At 53.0% G+C, this 19315-nt stretch carries 17 protein-coding genes and 1 tRNA gene; 6 read left to right on the top strand and 12 right to left on the bottom strand.

Features of this window, described 5'->3' with window-relative positions; translation table 11 throughout:
* Positions 1–252: 252 nt before the first annotated feature.
* The 5 genes from ACKWCC_RS05200 to rseP form a co-directional block, all read right to left on the bottom strand.
* Positions 253–1803, bottom strand: coding sequence for a hypothetical protein (locus tag ACKWCC_RS05200; protein WP_413994855.1), 1551 nt, complete (start codon positions 1801–1803; stop codon positions 253–255).
* Positions 1800–2873, bottom strand: a complete 1074-nt coding sequence (locus tag ACKWCC_RS05205) for a DUF1611 domain-containing protein (RefSeq protein ID WP_413994856.1) — start codon at positions 2871–2873, stop codon at positions 1800–1802. Before ACKWCC_RS05205 ends, ACKWCC_RS05200 begins: the two co-directional genes overlap by 4 nt.
* A 15-nt stretch (positions 2874–2888) precedes the next feature.
* A complete protein-coding gene (locus ACKWCC_RS05210) occupies positions 2889–3950 on the bottom strand; it encodes a pyridoxal-phosphate dependent enzyme (RefSeq protein WP_413994857.1) in 1062 nt (353 codons plus the stop codon).
* 300 nt (positions 3951–4250) lie between these two features.
* A tRNA-Asn gene (locus ACKWCC_RS05215) sits at positions 4251–4324 on the bottom strand.
* Between the two features lie 83 nt (positions 4325–4407).
* Complete coding sequence (gene rseP / locus ACKWCC_RS05220) at positions 4408–5763, bottom strand: RIP metalloprotease RseP (RefSeq protein WP_413994858.1); 1356 nt, start codon at positions 5761–5763, stop codon at positions 4408–4410.
* A 157-nt stretch (positions 5764–5920) separates the two neighbouring features.
* On the opposite strand from rseP, the gene ACKWCC_RS05225 reads away from it, so the two are divergent.
* The 5 genes from ACKWCC_RS05225 (at position 5921) to ACKWCC_RS05245 (ending at position 11225) form a co-directional block, all read left to right on the top strand.
* Complete coding sequence (locus ACKWCC_RS05225; RefSeq protein WP_413994859.1) at positions 5921–6595, top strand: SCO family protein; 675 nt, start codon at positions 5921–5923, stop codon at positions 6593–6595.
* 85 nt (positions 6596–6680) lie between these two features.
* Positions 6681–6929, top strand: coding sequence for a FeoA family protein (locus ACKWCC_RS05230; RefSeq protein WP_413994860.1), 249 nt, complete (start codon positions 6681–6683; stop codon positions 6927–6929).
* Entirely contained in the window at positions 6926–9127 is a 2202-nt protein-coding gene (feoB, locus tag ACKWCC_RS05235; RefSeq protein WP_413994861.1) for a ferrous iron transport protein B, read from the top strand. Before ACKWCC_RS05230 ends, feoB begins: the two co-directional genes overlap by 4 nt.
* 241 nt (positions 9128–9368) lie before the next feature.
* On the top strand, positions 9369–9518 hold the full coding sequence (locus ACKWCC_RS05240; RefSeq protein ID WP_413994862.1) for a hypothetical protein: 150 nt from the start codon (positions 9369–9371) through the stop codon (positions 9516–9518).
* 189 nt (positions 9519–9707) lie between these two features.
* Positions 9708–11225 carry a carboxypeptidase-like regulatory domain-containing protein gene (locus tag ACKWCC_RS05245; RefSeq protein WP_413994863.1) on the top strand — a complete coding sequence of 506 codons (1518 nt, stop codon included), beginning with the start codon at positions 9708–9710 and terminating at the stop codon, positions 11223–11225.
* A gap of 58 nt (positions 11226–11283) precedes the next feature.
* On the opposite strand, the gene ACKWCC_RS05250 is transcribed toward ACKWCC_RS05245, so the two are convergent.
* The 4 genes from ACKWCC_RS05250 to ACKWCC_RS05265 form a co-directional block, all read right to left on the bottom strand.
* Entirely contained in the window at positions 11284–11670 is a 387-nt protein-coding gene (locus ACKWCC_RS05250; RefSeq protein ID WP_413994864.1) for a DUF423 domain-containing protein, read from the bottom strand.
* 63 nt (positions 11671–11733) lie between these two features.
* Positions 11734–12156 (bottom strand): DUF2141 domain-containing protein, encoded by a 423-nt coding sequence (locus tag ACKWCC_RS05255; protein WP_413994865.1) that lies wholly within the window; start codon positions 12154–12156, stop codon positions 11734–11736.
* 93 nt (positions 12157–12249) lie between these two features.
* Positions 12250–12696, bottom strand: a complete 447-nt coding sequence (locus tag ACKWCC_RS05260) for a hypothetical protein (RefSeq protein WP_413994866.1) — start codon at positions 12694–12696, stop codon at positions 12250–12252.
* A gap of 102 nt (positions 12697–12798) precedes the next feature.
* A complete protein-coding gene (locus ACKWCC_RS05265) occupies positions 12799–13461 on the bottom strand; it encodes a metal-dependent transcriptional regulator (protein WP_413994867.1) in 663 nt (220 codons plus the stop codon).
* A gap of 144 nt (positions 13462–13605) precedes the next feature.
* On the opposite strand from ACKWCC_RS05265, the gene ACKWCC_RS05270 reads away from it, so the two are divergent.
* Complete coding sequence (locus tag ACKWCC_RS05270) at positions 13606–14775, top strand: lycopene cyclase family protein (RefSeq protein ID WP_413994868.1); 1170 nt, start codon at positions 13606–13608, stop codon at positions 14773–14775.
* Here ACKWCC_RS05270 and ACKWCC_RS05275 read toward each other — a convergent pair.
* The 3 genes from ACKWCC_RS05275 to ACKWCC_RS05285 form a co-directional block, all read right to left on the bottom strand.
* Entirely contained in the window at positions 14772–15746 is a 975-nt protein-coding gene (locus ACKWCC_RS05275; RefSeq protein ID WP_413994869.1) for a polyprenyl synthetase family protein, read from the bottom strand. The genes ACKWCC_RS05270 and ACKWCC_RS05275 overlap by 4 nt on opposite strands.
* 196 nt (positions 15747–15942) lie before the next feature.
* Positions 15943–17514 (bottom strand): glycoside hydrolase family 32 protein, encoded by a 1572-nt coding sequence (locus ACKWCC_RS05280; RefSeq protein WP_413994870.1) that lies wholly within the window; start codon positions 17512–17514, stop codon positions 15943–15945.
* Positions 17515–17751: 237 nt separating this feature from the next.
* Positions 17752–19083: a sugar porter family MFS transporter gene (locus ACKWCC_RS05285; RefSeq protein WP_413994871.1), complete on the bottom strand. Its 1332-nt coding sequence runs from the start codon at positions 19081–19083 to the stop codon at positions 17752–17754.
* Between the last annotated feature and the right edge of the window lie 232 nt (positions 19084–19315).

Here is a 19315-nt window from a genome sequence, read left to right on the forward strand (position 1 = left end):
GTCGGTTCTGGCCTTTCGGCCTCGCCCCATACCGGCCAAAGTAGGGAACCATCCACCGACCAGAGGAGGCTTCGACTGCCCGCCCCGAGGGCAATGTGGGTGGGCGCTCCGTCTAACATGTTGGCCATCAACTCCATTTAAAATAAGTAACCATCCACTGACCTCCATCTTTTTCATTGCCTGAACAAGCTCATTAAAACTTGGAGCGTCCCGCAGGTGGGGCATAAGCGCTGCGCGCTCCCCTTGAAAATTTTAAGCTTCGTCTTTTGCGGAGTCATCCATTACGTTCTCAGTGCCCCTTTCATCCAAAAAATACGGGACCTCCAGGTCGTGCTTCCCCAGGGTAAATGTATGCCATTTTCGGTCGCTGTACCGCACGCTGCCCTTCCCATATTTTTCCAGGATGGCAAACAGCGGCTCTCTCACGTGCCGGGGCAGATCGGCCACCCTACTGCGCTCACGATCAAACCGGAGCTTTTCTATTTCCGGATGGGGTCTGGCCTGTTGCCGGGTATGGTGGTTTACCTCCAAAAGTTGCTTGGCCAGCAGGAGATGGTAGAGATGGCCGGCATCCGTTCCCAGTTGTTTTATGCCCTGTTGCGCCAGCGCTTGCAAGCCCTTTTGCGTCTGCCCGGCGGTATAACCGCACCGCTCGGGGTCCTCGTCCAGTGCCTTGAGCATCCCAATGATCCTTCTGCACTTCTCGCAGTTGCCGCAGGGCAGCATCCTGCCGTGGTGTTCGTGGGCCGCATGGCAGGACACCTGATGTTCTTGCAGTTCGGGATACCGTTTTACCAGGATCTTTAGGATCAGCAGCTCGGAAAGACTGCGGAGCACGGAATACTGGGAACAGTTCCATCCCTTTTTGTGGTAGTACCGCGTCAAGGCATTGTCAAAGTACTTGCTTTGGTCGTACAGGCCGTGGTAGTGCGAGATGCCCCCATGGTTTCCCCGGACCGTGGTGTCGTATTCATTGCCAATGAGGATATTGCCCAAATTTCTTTTGCGCACCACGGGCAACACCCCAAAGAGAAAGACGGCCACCGTCCACAGCCTTATGGGGTAACTATCTGCCCGCAGCTGTTGAAAATGCTCTTTGATGAACGGCATTTGCCTGGCCATCCAATTGAAGATACGGTCACTGTTGCACCAAGGTTTTACGGTGTTGGGCTCGGTGGACCTAAAGTGCCCGTGGGCGTTGACGGCGGTGAACCAATGCCTGCCCGACTCATTGATGAACACGGGGTGCGGCACCCCGATCTCCTTGATGATGCCGTAAGTGAGCAGGCTGTCCTTGCCCCCGCTGCTCAGAATGGCGTATTGGCCCATATCTGGCTCCGTGGCACTTTTTTGCAGCGCATGGCCCGCAAACAGCGTATTCACAAACCGCACCTTGGCGGCCGTATAGCGCTTCATTTTTACCGCTTCCACCTGGTCATAAGGGGGTTTTAGAAAGGGGTTCTCCATTAGGAACTTATTCACCAAGATCTCCCTGGAAGTGTTTTCCATCATGTACAGGAGAAAACGCCTGTCCGTTTCATCGAACAGCCCATCGAACCTGATCTCCTCAAAAAAGAGTCCGTAGTTCAGGGCGATCTGGGCCACCATCATGGACCCGAGATTGATGTCCGCGGGGTCTTGGGCATTGAAAAAGACCGCACCATAGGAGTACATGAGTTCTTTTGTGGACTCCGTACCGTCTTTCCTTACCACGGTATAGGCGGCCCGGACCCTTTTGGGCTCCAGCACCAGCTGATGCACGATCAAGCTTTTGTGAACCACGAGGGAGCGTAGCGGTATCATGCTATTTTTTCAAGAATGAGCCGTGCCAATGCATCTGCGCCGTGGGCCAGCACATCAAAAGCGGGCAGGCCGGTCTGTTTGGCAATGGCCTCACAAGCGGGCCCTATTTCGTCCGGGGCCATGTTTTCGTGGTTCACGGTTATGGCCATCACCTTTTTTCCCGAGATCACCTCAATGGCCTGGATCTGTTTCTTGAGCGGGTGCATCTTGTACCCCGGAAAACCATCGTACTCCTTACGTTTTGGTGCATGTTGCAGGATCACATGGTCCGGTCTTCCCGCGGCAAGGATCTCAAAACCCCCGGGATAGGCGGGGTTCATTAAACTCCCCTGACCTTCTATGACGATCACGTCTGGCCGCTCCTTTTTCCAGGCGCTCACCACGGCATGCTCTATCTCGCCGGAGACAAAGTCATTGATACAGCTGTCCATGATCATCCCGTACTTGGCCCCCTGCATCCAAGCGGTCTGGCCGGTGCCGATCATCTCTGCCTTGCGCCCGGCCTTTCTCAGGGCATGCACCAGCAACCAGGCGGTGGTGCGCTTGCCCAGGGCAGAGTCGGTTCCCAGCACCGCCAATTTTAGACAATACACCTGTTCTATTTCGCCGGTGAAAAAATGCAATTGGTCCCGCTCCGGCGTTTTGCGCACATCGCGAACACGGCTGCCGCTGCCCTCCGCAATGGCCATGAGTTCCCGGTCATTTGTTAAAAAGTCATGCAGGCCACTGTCCACGTTCCAGCCCAGCTGCAGTGCTTTTTTAATGGTTTCCCTTGCCTCTTGGGGCAGTTTGCCCCCGTCCGGGGCCAGGCCAATAACCAAGGTCTTGGGAAGGGTGCCCGTGACCTTGAGTTCCCGGATCCCCGATTCCATGTCCTTGAATATGGGTATGCCGTTCTTCTTTCCATCGAGCACCTTGCCCGCGTCCAGACCGGCATAATGGCTGTCTATGACGCCCACCACATCATAGCGTTCAGTGAAGCGCACCAGGCCGTGCGCGGTTTTTCCGTTGGGGGTGTTAAATGCGTTTTGGCAATAGACCAAGGCCTTGCCGTCCAATTTTTTTTTCATCTGTAGGTTCTTAAGTTAATACTTTGCCGTGAGAATGGCCACAAAACGGTCTGGATCAAAATCGAGCCGCTCATCCAGTTCCAACAGGGCAATGAGCCCCGCGGTAGATGCCGGAAGAATGCGCAGCCCCTCCTTTTTTAGGAGAAAAGTGCTCATCTCCCGCATCTTTTTGTCCGAAATGTTAAAGGCCTCGCCCTTGGATTCCCGAATGGCGTACAGGGCCTCTTCGCCGTCAAAACTGTGCCAATTGATCAAGGGCTCGTTATACTTTGTTTCCCTTATTTTCTGGGGGGAAAGATCCATACAGTTCTCGTGCCCCTGCAAGAAAGACTGGATGATCGGGTTCTTTTTGGTGGAAGATGCCGCGATCATTTTTGGGATCCTTGAGGTCTTTCCGCGTTTGTAGAGGCTTACAAACCCCCTGTAAATGCCCGCCAGCAAGGTGCCGTTGGACACGGGTACGGCGCAGTACTTTGGCGCATCGCCCAGTTCTTCAAAGATCTCGAGGGCCATTTGGGAATAGGCCGATATCTGCAAGGGGGTGTTGAGCCCTCCCGGATTGGCATCGTACCATTGGTGCGCTGCGGCCAGTTCGGTGCTGATCCTTACCACTTCCTCATAATCGCCCTCCACCCTGATGATCTGGGCCCCCAGGCGCTTCATTTCCTCAATGCGCTCGGTATGGTAGGAACGTGGGATGTAAATCTTACAGTGCAGCCCGGCGAGGTGGGCCGCCAAGGCCATGGCCACCCCGTAGTTGCCGCAGGTGGCCATGGAGACCACATCAAATTCCCGGCGCAGGGCATCGTAGGCCTGGGCAAAGGAGATCCTGTCCTTTTGGGTCCCCGTGGGGTTGTCTCCCTCGTACTTTACGTAGAGTTGGCGAATATTGAATTCCCGTTCCAGGGTCTTGGTGCGGGTAAGGGCGGTATCGCCCACTTCCAGGTTCATGATGTCCTCGAAACACTCCAAGCGATCCACCAGGGATTTGCTTTTGTCCCGCACAAAGGCACTGAGTTTTTTGGCCTCTTCAGAGACCTTGTTGTCTGCCGTCCGTACGCCGTCCTTTAGGTTCATGTGGCTCGCTGTTACCCAAGGGAAAAGTAGGCCAAATTATTGAGATGCACGCACAAAAAAACGATAAAAAAGAAGGGGGCATCCGAGCAGGTAAACCTCGTCCTCCCGGTATCCGGGCAAGAGGCCAGCCGCTATATGCTTGCTACGGGCAACCGCTGCAGGGAATCGGTACGAATCAAGATACAGATGTTCGGATGTTTAGACTGAAAGGGTAGCATAAAACCTATTTTGTGTGGCAAATACGTTACGATCAGAAACAAAAAAAAGGGCTACATTTCTGCAACCCTTTGATTTTCAACGCTCCTCCTCTTGGGCTCGAACCAAGGACCCTCTGATTAACAGTCAGATGCTCTAACCAACTGAGCTAAGGAGGAATTTCAATAGGGCTTTGCCAATGCAAAGCGGGTGCAAATATAGGCGTTTTTTAAAATTCGCCAAACAAAAAAAAGCGCTTTTTCTATTTAAACAACCATTTGTACAGATCGTTGCCATTGGCAAACAACAACAGGGCTATGAGCAGGAAGAAACCGATCATTTGGGCATACTCCAAAAACTTGTCGCTGGGCTTTCTGCCGGTGACCATCTCGTAGAGCAAAAAGGTAACGTGGCCCCCGTCCAGCGCGGGTATGGGCAGGATGTTCATAAAGGCCAAAATAATGGAAATAAAGGCCGTGGTGCCCCAAAATGCGGGCCAGTTCCAATCGTTGGGAAAGAGCCCCCCAATGGCGGCAAAACCGCCTACGCCCTTGTAGGCGCCCGTATCTGGATTAAAGATTTTCTTCATCTGTTTCATGTAACTGGTCAGGGTGCTCACGCCCTTGTCCAGACCGGCCGGGATGGACTCCCAAAAGGTATAGGTGTTGGTCTCCAAGCGGAGCACGCCGCGTTCTTCCAGCTCCTCAAAACTGAGTCCGCCAATGCCCACGCCCACGGTGGCCGAGTCGCTGATGCTCACGGGGATTTGGAGCCGGCCCTGCCCCTCGCGCAGCACGGTGAGGTCCACGTCCTGCCCCTTGTACTTCTCCAAGAGTTCCTTGGCCTCGTCAAAATAGGTGAAGGCATCGCCGGCAATAGCCACCACCTCGTCCTTGACCTCCAGGCCGGCATCCTTGTTGCCGGAGTCTTCCGGAATGGACCCGATGATAAAGGGGTATCTGGGCGAAAGGAAGCGCATGCGGTCCTCGTCTTCCAATAGGGTGGCAATGAAATCCACCGGGATCTCCTTTTCCATCACCTGGCCATTGCGCTCTATGGTCATGGTGTTGCCCTCCACCAACTTTAAATAGGTTTTGTTGAAATCCTCTATGGGATCGCCGTCCACGGCCAAGATCTTATCGCCGGTCTGTATGCCCAACTTGTCCCCAATGGCCTTTTCCGTGACCGCAACACCATCCTTTAGGCTGTCTGCCGGGATGTACTGCTCCCCGTAGGCATAGGCCAGACCTATATAGATGATCACGGCCAGGATAAAGTTCACCGTGACGCCACCGAGCATGATTATGAGCCGCTGCCAGGCCGGTTTGCTGCGAAACTCCCATTCCTTGGGCTCCTCTTTCATGGCCTCGGTGTCCATGCTCTCATCTATCATCCCGGCGATCTTCACATAGCCGCCCAAGGGCAGCCAACCAATGCCGTACTCCGTTTCCCCGACCTTCTTTTTAAAGAGGGCAAACTTCACATCAAAAAAAAGATAGAACTTCTCTACCTTGGTCTTGAAGATCTTGGCGGGGATGTAGTGCCCCAGCTCGTGAAGTACAATGAGTATGGAAAGACTTAGAAAGAACTGTATGGTCTTGATCAGAATGGGATCCATTGTTTCCTGGTGAATTTAGCGCACAAAAGTACACCTTTGGGCGCTCTTAAAAAAAGATTGCTTCCCAGGGCCCGTTTTTTTTAAGATTTATTTATCACGTGGGGCCGGCCGGGGATTTGACCCCATCACCGCCCTATTGTATCTTTGTAAAAAAAAGATGCGCGCCTTTTTTAAACAGTTCAGGTTATTGGGATTGACCCTCTTGGGCATTGGCTCCGTGGTGCTCTTTCTCTTCTACAACGCCATGAAGCCCCAAAGAAAACTACCGGTTTTTTCCCCCGCCATGGTGAACGAGGAACTGGTGGCCGAGGACATACGGCACGTGCGCAAGTACCACACCATTGCAGACTTCTCCCTGACCAACCAGAACGGGGAAACGGTGACCCAGGAAGACTACAAGGACAAAATCTATGTGGCCGATTTCTTTTTTACCACCTGCCCCACCATTTGCCCCATCATGACCAAGAACATGGCCACCATCCAAGAGGCCATTTTGGAGGACGACGATGTCATGCTGCTCTCCCACTCCGTGACCCCGGAGATCGATTCCGTGGCCCAACTGAAGAAATATGCCCTGGAAAAAGGGGTGAACGATGCCAAGTGGAACTTGGTCACCGGAGACAAAAAACAGATCTATGAACTGGCCAGAAAATCATATCTGGCCGTAAAGACCGATGGCGATGGCGGCCCCTACGACATGATCCACACCGAGAATTTTATCCTGGTGGACAAAAAGCAGCGCATCCGGGGCTTCTATGACGGCACCCAGGCCGAAGAAATGGACCGCCTCCTGGAAGACCTGGATGCCCTGAAGGCCTCCTACGCCAAATAGGCCCCCAAAAAAAAGGGGAAAGCCGTTTCCCATGCTACTTTTTTCCTGTATATTTGACGCTACTTAAAATCAATCTAAATAAACATTGGAAGTCACCGTTGCCCAGCTGAAAAAAGGCCAAAAAGGCATCATCAAGGAGTTTGCCGGGGCACGCCTCCCCGTAAAATTGCTGGAGCTGGGCTGCCTTCCGGGAAATGAGGTGGAGCTGGTACAGGTGGCCCCGTTCAGGGACCCCATCTACATTAACGTGAACGGAACCCACATTGCCATAAGGCGCACCATGGCCGCCCAGATCGCCCTTGAGCTTACGGAACCTAAAGCAGAGGGCGCATGAGCACAGAACTCAAGGTGGCCCTGATGGGCAACCCCAACACGGGAAAGACCTCGGTCTTCAATAGCTTAACGGGCCTGAACCAAAAGGTGGGCAACTACCCCGGCATCACCGTGGAAAAAAAGGTGGGCCGCTGCACCCTGCCCAACGGAACAAGGGCCCGCATCCTGGACCTCCCCGGCACCTACAGCCTCAACACCACCTCCCTGGACGAGAGCGTGGCCGTGGAACTGCTGCTGAACAAGGCGGACAAGGACCACCCCGACGTGGCCGTGGTGATCACCGATGTGGAGAACCTGAAGCGCAACCTGCTGCTGTTCACCCAGGTAAAGGACCTGCGCATTCCCACGATCCTGGTCATCAACATGTCCGATCGGATGTCCCGCAGGGGGATCAGCCTGGACCTGGAACAAATGGAGGCCCGGTTAGACACCAAAATAGCCCTGGTAAGCACCAGGAAGGGCCAGGGCATTGACCAGCTAAAAGCCCTACTGGCCGATCGTGCAGCCTTGTCCACCGAGCCCAATGTGGCCATAACTGCCATTGCCCCCTCCTACTTTGAGGAGCTCACCAACACCTTTCCAAAAGAGGATGCCTACAAACTTTGGTTGCTCATTACCCAAGACGTAAATTTTCTGCCCCTGGAGAAACAGCGGGCCAAGGAGACCTCGACACTGCCCGTAAAGACCCCTGCGGAACTAAAACGCCTACAGCAGAAAGAGACCATACTGCGCTACCAGTTCATCAATGGCGTCCTCAAGGAATCCCTTAAAGTGGACACCAACGCCGCCAAGGGCTTTAGGGCCGGCCTGGACCGCATCCTTACCCATAAGGTGTGGGGCTACCTCATCTTTTTTGCCATCCTATTGCTCATTTTCCAGGCCATTTACGGATGGAGCGAATACCCCATGGACCTCATTGACGGTTTTTTTGCCCAGGCTTCGGAATGGGTGAAGACCCACCTCCCGCCCGGGGTCTTCACAGACCTCATTGCAGAGGGCATCATTGCGGGCATCGGGGGCGTGGTGATCTTTATCCCGCAGATCGCCTTCCTTTTCCTCTTTTTGGCCATTTTGGAGGAAACGGGCTATATGAGCCGGGTGGTCTTTTTAATGGACCGCTTAATGCGGCCTTTTGGGCTCAGCGGCAAGAGCGTGGTGCCCCTGATCTCCGGTACGGCCTGCGCCATCCCGGCGGTGATGGCCACCCGCAACATTGAAAACTGGAAGGAACGCCTCATTACCATTTTGGTGACCCCCTTCACCACCTGCGCGGCACGCTTGCCGGTGTACCTGATCATCATTGCCCTGGTGATCCCCGAGGGCAGCCTGCTGGGGGTGGGCTACAAGGCCCTGACCCTGATGCTGCTCTACCTACTGGGCTTTGCCACGGCCGTGCTATCGGCCATGGCCCTGAACCGAATTCTTAACATCAAGAGCCGCTCTTTCTTTGTGGTGGAAATGCCCAACTACAAATGGCCCTTGGCCAAAAACGTGGCCCTCACCGTCATTGAGAAGACCAAGAGCTTTGTGGTGGGCGCCGGAAAGATCATCCTGGCCATTTCCATTGTGCTTTGGTTCCTGGGCTCCAACGGCCTCTCTGACGAGTTCAGGAACGCGGAGGCCATTGTCACGGAACGAATGGAAAAAGATGGCCTGAACCCCATGAGCCAAACCTACGTGGACCAACAACTGGAGGCCTACCGGGAAGCCAATGCCGCGGTTTCGGCCGCAGCACTGGAGGCGCAGGCACAGACCTTGAGGGAGCAGGCCCTGGAACAGGAAATTGCCAGTTACAAGCTGGAGCATTCCTTCATCGGCCACGCCGGAAAGGCCATTGCGCCCATAGTGCAGCCCTTGGGCTATGATTGGAAAATAGGCATCGCCATCATCACCTCTTTTGCGGCAAGGGAAGTGTTCGTGGGCACCCTGGCCACCATTTACAGCGTGGGCAGCGATGAGGAGGCCACCATACAGGACAGAATGGCCGCCGAGGTGAACCCCGTGACGGGCAAACCCCTTTTCAATTTGGCATCGGGCATATCGCTCTTGCTCTTTTACGCCTTTGCCATGCAGTGCATGAGCACCCTGGCCATTGTAAAAAAGGAGACCAATTCATGGAAATGGCCCACGGCCCAATTGATATTTATGAGCCTTTTTGCGTATTTTGTGGCCCTCATCGCTTATCAACTTTTAAAATAATAGAGGTCAGTAGATAAATGCTTATCAATCATACAAGGTAATTATTTGATTATTAAATGGTTAATAATTTTTACCATTGTCAGTTCGAGCGCTCCCGAAATTTCGGGAGAGAACCATTTACCAGCCAAGGGAGACTTCGACTGCCTGCCTCGACTACAATTCAGGCGGGCGCTCAGCCTGACATTTGAGCAATCAATTTGATTTAAAATAGGTAACTATCTAATGACCTCTATAAAATAATATGGAACTGGTACAGCACATCTTGGTATATCTCACGGTAGGGGCATCGGTCTTTTACCTGCTCAAGGTATTTGTGCTCCCCAAATCCCTGTTCCGCTCCAAGGGAAAACCGGCCAAGGCCTGTGGGCAGGAAGATTGTGGCTGCCACTGATCGGGACGTCCGTTCTTGGGCCCTAAAGACGTCGCGCACCCTTGAAATCCAATATATCGCCCTTCTCAAAAGCAACGGTATTTCCGGTTCCGCGTTAAAAAAACAATAAACACCTCCCAAAAAAATCCAAAAAATGGGGCATAACCGCTTTCGCTTGCGTTAGTTTGTAGCCAAACAACCCCACGGCCCATGCCCCTTAGATTCCTCCTGATGTGCTGCTGCCTCTTGTGCATCCCATCTGCCGCCGCACAGACGCTCACCGCCACGGTGGTGGACAGTACCGACCAACGCCCCATTCCCTACGCCAATGTGGTGCTCAACGGCAACGGCGTCATTACCAATGCAGAGGGGCGCTTTTCCATGGGTACCGAGGGCGTAAAGGAAACGGACACCCTTTATATTTCCTGTATTGGCTACGCCGCGCTGGCCAGACCCATAGCGGATTTTGAAGGGAGCGTCATTGCCCTGCCCCCAAAGGCCATTGAACTGCGCGAGGTCATTGTCTCCAACAAAAATTACACGGCCCAAGAAATTTTGGAGCGGACCCAGGACAGCCTGGAAAAGAACTTCCGCCAAGGCTTTACCAAACAACGGTTGTTTTTAAGGGAAACCTACCACAATTCCATAGACCAGGCCCATTACAGCATCAAGGAAAGCACCATACCGGTTTTAAACCGGCAGTTCCTGGACAGCATTGTCCGATCGATACCGAAACAGGACACCTACTACACCGAGGTATTGGGCGATCTCTGGGGCAATGCCCAGGAGGAAGAACACAAGATCGAACTCATCAAGGCCTCTGAAATGTACGACAAGGCCAAAAGGCTGAACTATGAGAACGTGGAGGAAAAAATGAACGGCATCATACAGCAATACGTGAAGACCGACTCCTATTTCAAGATCAAATCGGGCCTGTTTGGTTCCAAGGTGGATGTGGATGAACTTTTTGATGCGGAAGTGGACAGCACCCAGGTGGCCGACCTCAACGCCGAACTGGAGAAAAAGAAGGAGGAAAAGGAACGGCGAGAAAAAAACTTTGCCCTTTTTAAACGGCGCACCCTGGGCCGGCTGCACACCTCGCTCCCCATTTTTAAGGACACGGAATACAATGTACTGTGGAAGCCCAACCGCTACCACCTTACCCTGGAAGATTTTACCTACATGGGCGATAAGGCCCTCTATGTGATCCGTTTTGTGCCCAAACGATCCGAAACCTACCGCGGCAAACTCTACATAGATTCAGACGATTTTGCCCTGGTAAAAATGGAGTTCACCAACGTGGAGCCCCTGCGCAATTTTAAATTATTGGGCATTTCCATCAAGGAAGACCTTGCCCAGGGCAGCATGTTGTTTGACAAGGATGCCACCGGACGTTATGGGCTGAAGTATTTACAGCTCACCAAAGGGAACCGCATTGGCATAAAACGGCCCCTGCAGATCATTGAAAAAAACAAAAATATAAAGGGCCGCAGGAAACAGAATGAACTGCACCTGAAAATGGACGCCAAATTTTCCGGCAAGACCACTTATGAAATTGTGGTATTTAACGAAACCCCCGTTACGGAAAGCGCTTTTCAAGGTTTGGAGGAAACCTTTAACGTACTGCCACAGTACATGCCCCAATATGACCCTGCTTTCTGGGAGGGCCACACCATTATGGCACCCAATGCGGCCATAAGGGAATTTACGGCGATGGCACAAGAGTGATTTGGGTTGATGCAGCTCCGGAGCAGTGCAAGAACCTGTTTTGTGAACAGCAAACAAATCAGAAGAAATTGCCCACAAAGGCGTAGCCCAACAAGGCCCAGCCCACAACCAACAACAATCCGCCCAGCGGGGTCACCGGGCCCAAGAAGGACCACTTCCTCCCCTTGGAAGCGCTGAGGCAAAGCCCGTAAATGCTGAAGGAGAACAAAAAGGTGCCCAACATAAAGCTATGGGCCATGTAGCGCTCCAAGGAAGATTCCAGGTTAAAATTGAAGCCGATCACCAGCAACAGCAGGGCGTGGTACATCTGGTACTTCACCCCGGTCTCAAAGCTGGCCATTTGCGCAGGGGTAAAGCGCTTTTTCAATGCGTGGGCACCAAAGGCACCAAAGACCACGGCCAACAGGCCCAAAAGGGCGCCCATAAATTGTACGATCAATACCATCTTGTTTTTTTACCAAAGATAGGGAATGGCCAAGGGATGTCCACGGAAAAGAAAGGGCCGGTCTTAGTCGTTCAACCTAATGGTGAGCGCAACATCCCCATCCACCATAAAAGAGGCCTCCTCAAAACTGGGCGGCCCAAACATTTTCATTTTGGCCTTGGAAAAGGCCACGGGCTCCTTGGGAATGCCCAGCATGTTGGTGTCCAATTTGCCGTTTCCATTCTGGTCATGGAAGACCGCAATGGCATAGTTCCCTTGGGGTACATCCGTAAAGGTGAGCACCGTGGTGCCTTGCTCGGCCGCCTCTGAGGTGGCCATGAACACCTGATCGAACTTGAGCCATGTTCTCTGATCGGTGTACAGGGCGGCACTTACCTTGCCCTTGGTACTGCCCACCCCCTTTACGGTAAGGGTCACGGTATGTTGTGCCAAGGCACTCCCGGTGGCAAGAAGGGCAAAAACCATCATGGAGAATTTCTTTGTCATTGTTTTTCCGTAAAAATACGGCAATGGCAGCAACCTTTTGGCCCCTAGGGGCAATAATGGCCCTCTGGGCTGCTTTAGCGGCAAAAACAACGGTTACTTGGGTTGGTCCGGGGACATGAGCCCCGCTTTTTCCCTCAAGGTGTTCAACAGGGACACGGTCTGCACCGAATCTTTGAGGTTCAGGTACATCTGGGCGCTGTCCCGGTACACCAATTTTATCTTTTGCTGCTCAATATTGTCCACAAACACATACACCTGCTTGTTCGTGAGCGAGTCCTTGAATTCCCTGAAAATGCCCTTTTCCTTGGCCAGTGCGGAAAATCCGTTAAGGCGCTGCATAGGGGGCAAGCGCGGCACGAACACCACACTGTCCATCGCTGCATAGGGCAGTTGCTTCACATAAAACCCGGAGATGATGCGCACACTGCCCTCCTTGAGGCTCACCCAATTTTTGTAATGCAGGGTCAGTGCCGTTGTGCAGAGAAGCACGGTGAGCACCGTAATGCTGCCCCAGAGCCATGGGCGTTGTTTTCTTGCCATATCGTATAAACAAAAGGTTGTTGGGTTCCTATGTAAAGGTAACAACGTAAGAAGGGAACGAAAATTTTTGTCCCTTAAAATTATTCCCCTGGTTGGGCCCAATCATCCACTGGTGGGCACAGTGAGAAAAAGGTTCCCGGCGATCTGGTCCGAAATGAGCAGCTCGCGGCCGCCCACCTGTATGTGCAGGGACGCATCAAAAGGCTCTTTCTCCAGGATGTGCACGGTATCGCCCACGGAAATGCCCTGCTTTTCCATAAAACGGGCAAAGGCTTCGGAGGATTTTTTTACGCCGCTGCACTGCCCCACGGTGCCCACGGGCCACTGGTTGAGCAGTGCGGTCTTTGTTGGGGGCCGATCCCCGGACGCACCGGCAAGGGGTCTTCCATAAAGGTCCAGGGCGGGGTTTCCCAAAAAAGCCTGCAGCGCGGCCAGTACCGCGGCATCTTCCAAATGGGCCAATTGCAGGGCAGGGGTCCTTACCTCCGCCATGGGAAGGGACAGGGTCTTGCCCAAAAAAAGCTCCCACAGCTGTACCCTCCGCAACCCGGCCTGTGCCGCTTCTGCTCCCGCTTGGGTAAGCTGTACGCCCTTGTATTTTCTGTGGCGCACCAGGCCCTTGCCGTGCAAACGCTGCACCATATCGGTCACCGATGCCGGCCGGGTGCCCATTTCGGCGGCCAGCGCATTGGTGGCAATGGGCCCTCCGGAACGGCCCTGCAAAAGGTATATGGCCATTAGATAATCGGCTTCCGCGGTGGTCATCATAACATCGTCTGGGCATAAAAATACACATTCCCAAAGGTTTGGGGCCCGGCGGCAGGGCCATCTTTTTTTGGCCCTGGCCCGGGGATGCACTTGCTCCCTACAAAATGACTATTTTTGATGAAGAACCCTTAGCCTTTTAGATTGACTACCGAATCACCAAAAAAACAATACGACTATATCATTGTGGGCGCCGGGGCAGCGGGGCTGATGTTGGCAGACGGGATGGTAAAGGACCCCTATTTCAAGGACAAGACCATACTGTTGTTGGACAAGGACAGCAAAAAAACCAACGACCGTACCTGGTGCTTTTGGGAAAAAGGCCCTGGGCCCTTTGATGCCATTGTGCACAAAACGTGGCAGCACATCCATTTTGCCGGCCAGCACTTCTCCAAAAGACACCCCATAGCGCCCTACACCTACAAAATGGTCCGCGGCATCGATTTTTACCAAAGCGTCATGCAGCGCATTGCACAACACAAAGGGCTGGATTTTGTGCAGGGGGAGGTTGCCCAGGTCACGGATCGGGACAATGGGGTGCGGGTAACCACCAGCACCACGGAATACTTGGGCAAACAGGCCTTTAGCAGTCTTTTCCACTACGGCATGGCCACCCACCAGAGCAAGTACCCGGTGCTGCAACAGCATTTTGTGGGCTGGTTCGTTAAGACGGATGTCCCCATTTTTGATCCGGACCAGGCCACGTACATGGACTTCTCCATTCCGCAGAAGGGAAACACCCGGTTCATGTACATCCTGCCCACCTCGGCCCACGAGGCCTTGGTGGAGTACACCTTGTTCTCTGCCCACCTGCTGCCCAAGGAAGCATACGAAGAGGCCCTAAGGTCCTATTTGACCAATGATCTGAAACTGGAGCACTATGAGGTCGTGGACACGGAAATGGGCAGCATTCCCATGACCGCTTACAATTTTGGGGAGCACCACGGCAAGAACCTGAGGTACATTGGCACCGCCGGCGGATGGGCCAAACCCAGTACGGGCTACACCTTTATGAGCACGGCAAAAAAGATCCCCAAGCTGTTGGCCCACATAAAAACCGGCAAAGCGCTGGATGAACTGAGCTACAAGAACAGGTTTTGGTTCTACGATCTGCTGTTCCTGGACGTGCTGCACCAAGACAATGCCCGCGGCCATATGGTGTTTGAGCACCTCTTTGAAAACAGGACCCTACAGCAGGTCTTTAAGTTCCTGGACGAGGAGAGCCATTTTGGGGAAGACCTGGGCACCATGTGGGCCAGCCCCAAGTGGCGCTTTGTAAAAGCCTTGATCAGGCGGTTGCTCCGGGGCGTTTAGACCTTTCTGCGCATGAGCTGCTCCCCGAACTGCCTTAACACCTCCCGTTTTTCTTCGGCTATGTCCAAGGTGCCCAATACCTGAAAGGCTTTTTCGGTATAAGCGGCAATGGCCTCCTGTGTGGCCTTGGCCGATCGGGTATCCAGGAACAGCTCCTTTACCGCGGCGATTTTCTCGGAAGCATCTTGGGGCTGTATGGAAAAAAGGTCGCGCAAGGCCTTGGCTTGTTGGGCATCTCCCATTTCCAGTGCCTTTAGGTAGAGATAGGTCTTTTTGTTCTCTATGATGTCCCCCCCGATCTGCTTGCCAAAGGTGGCCGCATCGCCAAAGGCGTCCAAATAATCGTCCTGGAGCTGAAAGGCCAGTCCCAAGTTGCACCCAAAATCGTAAATGCCCTGTTGGGCCTCTGCCGAGGCCCCGGCCACGATACCGCCCATTTTCAAGGCGGCGGCCACTAGAACGGCCGTTTTGTATTCGATCATCTTCAGGTATTCGGGCAGGGTAACATCGTCCCGGGTCTCAAAATCCACATCATATTGTTGTCCCTCACAGACCTGGATCGCGGTACTGCTAAAGAGCTTGGCCAGCTCCCTAAACGTTTCGCCATGGTAGTTTTCAAAAAGCTGGTAGGCCTGTATGAGCATGACATCGCCAGAGAGAATGCCGGTGTTCACGTCCCATTTCTCGTGCACCGTCTTTTTTCCGCGGCGCAAGGGGGCGCCGTCCATGATGTCATCGTGCACCAGGGAGAAGTTATGGAAGACCTCCACCGCCAGGGCCGCGGGAAGTGCCTCCCTGTAGTCTGCCCCAAAGATCTCGGTGGCCATCAAGGTGAGCACGGGCCTCAGGCGCTTGCCGCCCAGCCCCATGATATAGGTCACGGGGGCATAGAGGTTCTTGGGCTCTTCAGGGTCTATGGTGGCGGTCATGTAACGCACCAGTTCGTCACGATAAAAATCAATGGAATGCATCGCAATTTTTTTTCAAAAATACGTGCAATGTTCCAATTTTCCCGTAAAAAGCGGGCATGTATTGCATCTAGAAGCCTCACGGCCCAGTTCCAATGCATTGGCTGGGCGCAAACCGGTTGGCAGGGCCGTACGATGCCGGTTTATTTTTGTTTGATGGACAAAAGACCCTAAAACGGTGGGGTTGCCCTTTCTGGCGTCAGTCCCAAATGGATTTTAGGGGAAAGATCTGCCCTTCCTTGAGCACCAGCCGGCCCTCCTTGGAAAACAAGGTTGCCCTGCTGTACGGGGCTGTGGGGAAAAAAATAGCGGTAAAGTTCAGCGCGCCCTTGTTCAGGAACAGCTCTATGGAGGAGGCGTCCAAAAACATCCTCATATCCAAAACATCACCTTTTAGGGACAGAGGTGCGGTATGTGGCCCACGGTAAAATTCCTCTGAAAACATCTCTTTGCTGGATTCCGTTCTATCCACCATCAAAACCTCCCTGTCCGTGTCGATCGTGACCATGAGCTTTTCGCCTTGCTCATTGGAGAGTTCTAGACCAAAGGTTTTGGCGGTGGTTTCCTTTAGGTCGATGAGGACGTCCAACTCGCACTGCATCACATCAAAATCACCTTCCACAACCGCCGAACCCTTAACCTTTAGCGGCTTCATCGCTATTTCCGAAGCCCTAAGGGAAACCGTTTCCCGTACCGGAAGCGCGCCCAAGGTATGGTCGTCCCCGTTGCGGTAGAGCTGCAATTCTCGCGGTAGGGTCATGGCGCTTCGCCAGGCCTTGGTTGGCACCACCTGGGCATAATCCCAATTGGACATCCAACCAATGCCGATCCTGCGCCCATCTTCCTTGGGAACATTGTCCCAAGTGACAAAGGCATAATTGTCCGTTCCCCAATCCAGCCATTTTTGGTCATGGACATCGGCTTTAAATTCCGTTCCATCAAAATCGCCCACAAAATAGGAGGTGGCGTTTCCGCCGTTGGGCGCTTTTTTTTGTATGCTCACGATCAAGACCCATTTGGTGGCCCCCGTTTCCTGTACCACAATGGGAAAAAGGTCCGGACACTCCCAAAGCCGGTCGTCCCCCTCCAGGCCAAAGGCCGAGAGAAAGGTCCAGTCCTTTAGATTTTTGGACGAGAAGAACTGAACCTCATCGTACGCTGCAAGGGAAAGAATCCATTTTTCGGTATCAGGGTGCCAAACCACCTTGGGGTCCCTAAAATCCCTGATCTTGTCCTGGTTGGGAATAACGGGGTTGCCCGCGTATTTTTTCCAGGACCGCCCCTTGTCCGTACTGTAGGCAATGCCCTGGGTCTGAAAATCTGTAGCGCCCGCCTTTTCGCCTTCTGGATCATGATAGGTAAAGGTGGCCACCATAGGCGGGTTGTTTCCTGAACCAAAGCCGGAAGTATTGTTCACATCCACCACCGTGCCACCAGAAAAAATATACCCCAGGGAGTCCGGATAAAGGGCTATGGGCATGTGCTCCCAGTGGATCAGGTCCTTGGATATGGCGTGCCCCCAGTGCATGGGGCCCCAAACCGTACTGTCTGGATAATACTGATAGCTAAGATGATATTCCCCATTGTAATGGAACATGCCATTGGGGTCGTTCATCCACTGGGAAGGTGGGGTAAAGTGAAATTGCGGGCGGTGGGGTTCCCTAAATTTTTGATGCTGGGACTTGGCCATCTGTTTAACCGTACGGTTTTCTTGCTTACAGCCTACCAGGGCCACGAACAACACTATCCCAAAAAAGACGACCTTTTTCATATTTCTTTTATTTATTTTTAGAGGTCAGTAGATAGTTACCTATTTTAAATCGAGTTGATAGCTTAAATGTCAGGCTGAGCGCCCGCCTGAATTGTAGTCGAGGCAGGCAGTCGAAGTCTTCCTTGGCTGGCAAATGCTTCTCTCCCGAAATTTCGGGAGCGCTCGAACTGACAATAGTAAAAATTATTAACCGTATTATAATCAAATAATTACCTTGTTTAATGGATAAGTATTTATCTACTGACCTCTATTTATTTTTTTGGTCAACGATCGCTGCATTTCCTCCAAGGAGATGCCCTTGGTCTCTGGCATCACAAAGGCCACCCAGAGCAATTGTAGCCCCATCATAAAGGCAAAGAAGGCAAAGACCACTCCGGGCCCTATGGTGGCAAACAGCAGTGGGACCAGGGAAGGGACCACGGCGGCCAGGACCCAGTGCACCGAGCTGCCAAAGGCCTGCCCCGAGCCCCTGAGATGGTTGGGGAAAATCTCTGAGATGAACACCCAGATCACCGTGCCCTGCCCTATGGCGTGCGCGGCAATGAACACAAACAGGAAGATGGGAAGGGCCAGCCCCTGCCACTCCAAGAAAAAGGCGCAGGCCACCAGCGATAGGGAGATGATGTAGCCCAAGGATCCCGCATACATCAATTGCTTACGGCCCACCCGGTCTATGAGGTAAATTCCCAAAAGGGTGAAGAGCATGTTGGCCACGCCTATGCCAATACTGCCCAATAGCGCCGCACTTTCCTCCAAACCGCCCTCGGTCATGATCCTGGGTGCGTAATAAAGAAAGGCATTGATGCCGGACAATTGATTGAAGAAGGCAATGCCAAAGGCCAGCAACAGGGGAACACGGTATTTTTTAATGAAAATGGTCTCATTGGGCACGGTTTGCCGCATTTCTTCCTGCACCTGCTGCACCGTCTTGCGGGCATCATTTCCGGGATCGATCAATTGAAACAGCTGCCGTGCCTCTTCTTGCCGCCCTTTGGTGAGCAGCCACCTGGGACTTTTGGGAAGGGTAAGGGCAAGGGCCGTGTAGAGCACGGCCGGGATGGCCTCTACCCCCATCATAAAGCGCCAGTCATTTTCCCCCAGCCCACTGAGCAGGTAATTGGAAAAGAAGGCGATCAGGATGCCCAGCACAATGTTGAACTGGTAAAGGCCCACCAACTTCCCCCGATCCTTTGCCGGGGCGATCTCCGAGATGTAGGCCGGTGCCGCAACGGTGGATGCCCCCACGCCCAGCCCGCCCAAAAAGCGAAAAACGGCAAAGGTAATGGGGTCATTGGCCAGGGCAGAGCCCAAGGCCGAAACGGTGTAAAAGACCCCGATCCAGATCAGCGTGCGCTTTCTGCCCAAGGTGTTGGTGGGAACGGATCCCAACAGGGCGCCCACAACCGTTCCCCACAAGGCCATGCCCACCACCACCATACCGTGAAAGGCATCGGAAGAACCCCAGAGCAACTGTAATTTTTTATCGGCACCTGAAATGACCACGGTATCAAACCCGAATAAAAATCCGGCCAAGGCGGCCGTAATGGACCACATCCAAACCTTGTTCATAAAAATGATTTAAAAAACGACGTATAAGATTAAGCAAAAACAGCACATAAAGCAACATTCTGAACGAAAACGCAGCTTACCACATGCCTTTTGTTGCGCCTTGGCCAGCGTCCGCGCCTTATGGCATGCCATCCCATCTTGCAGATGGGCGAACGGCAAAAATATCGGCCCACAAAAAAAATGCGGCTCTTGTTAAATTAATGTAAAACCTTGGAAACTTTTTAGGTATTTT

Source organism: Maribacter aquimarinus, from assembly GCF_047345505.1.
In the GTDB taxonomy this organism is placed as follows: domain Bacteria; phylum Bacteroidota; class Bacteroidia; order Flavobacteriales; family Flavobacteriaceae; genus Maribacter.

What these genes read in the sequence shown, in the direction of transcription:
- ACKWCC_RS05200 (WP_413994855.1), bottom strand. Translation starts at nt 1,803, where the DNA reads ATGATACCGCTACGCTCCCTCGTGGTTCACAAAAGCTTGATCGTGCAT.
- ACKWCC_RS05205 (WP_413994856.1), bottom strand. Translation starts at nt 2,873, where the DNA reads ATGAAAAAAAAATTGGACGGCAAGGCCTTGGTCTATTGCCAAAACGCA.
- ACKWCC_RS05210 (WP_413994857.1), bottom strand. Translation starts at nt 3,950, where the DNA reads ATGAACCTAAAGGACGGCGTACGGACGGCAGACAACAAGGTCTCTGAA.
- rseP (WP_413994858.1), bottom strand. Translation starts at nt 5,763, where the DNA reads ATGGATCCCATTCTGATCAAGACCATACAGTTCTTTCTAAGTCTTTCC.
- ACKWCC_RS05225 (WP_413994859.1), top strand. Translation starts at nt 5,921, where the DNA reads ATGCGCGCCTTTTTTAAACAGTTCAGGTTATTGGGATTGACCCTCTTG.
- feoB (WP_413994861.1), top strand. Translation starts at nt 6,926, where the DNA reads ATGAGCACAGAACTCAAGGTGGCCCTGATGGGCAACCCCAACACGGGA.
- ACKWCC_RS05240 (WP_413994862.1), top strand. Translation starts at nt 9,369, where the DNA reads ATGGAACTGGTACAGCACATCTTGGTATATCTCACGGTAGGGGCATCG.
- ACKWCC_RS05245 (WP_413994863.1), top strand. Translation starts at nt 9,708, where the DNA reads ATGCCCCTTAGATTCCTCCTGATGTGCTGCTGCCTCTTGTGCATCCCA.
- ACKWCC_RS05250 (WP_413994864.1), bottom strand. Translation starts at nt 11,670, where the DNA reads ATGGTATTGATCGTACAATTTATGGGCGCCCTTTTGGGCCTGTTGGCC.
- ACKWCC_RS05255 (WP_413994865.1), bottom strand. Translation starts at nt 12,156, where the DNA reads ATGACAAAGAAATTCTCCATGATGGTTTTTGCCCTTCTTGCCACCGGG.
- ACKWCC_RS05260 (WP_413994866.1), bottom strand. Translation starts at nt 12,696, where the DNA reads ATGGCAAGAAAACAACGCCCATGGCTCTGGGGCAGCATTACGGTGCTC.
- ACKWCC_RS05265 (WP_413994867.1), bottom strand. Translation starts at nt 13,461, where the DNA reads ATGACCACCGCGGAAGCCGATTATCTAATGGCCATATACCTTTTGCAG.
- ACKWCC_RS05275 (WP_413994869.1), bottom strand. Translation starts at nt 15,746, where the DNA reads ATGCATTCCATTGATTTTTATCGTGACGAACTGGTGCGTTACATGACC.
- ACKWCC_RS05280 (WP_413994870.1), bottom strand. Translation starts at nt 17,514, where the DNA reads ATGAAAAAGGTCGTCTTTTTTGGGATAGTGTTGTTCGTGGCCCTGGTA.
- ACKWCC_RS05285 (WP_413994871.1), bottom strand. Translation starts at nt 19,083, where the DNA reads ATGAACAAGGTTTGGATGTGGTCCATTACGGCCGCCTTGGCCGGATTT.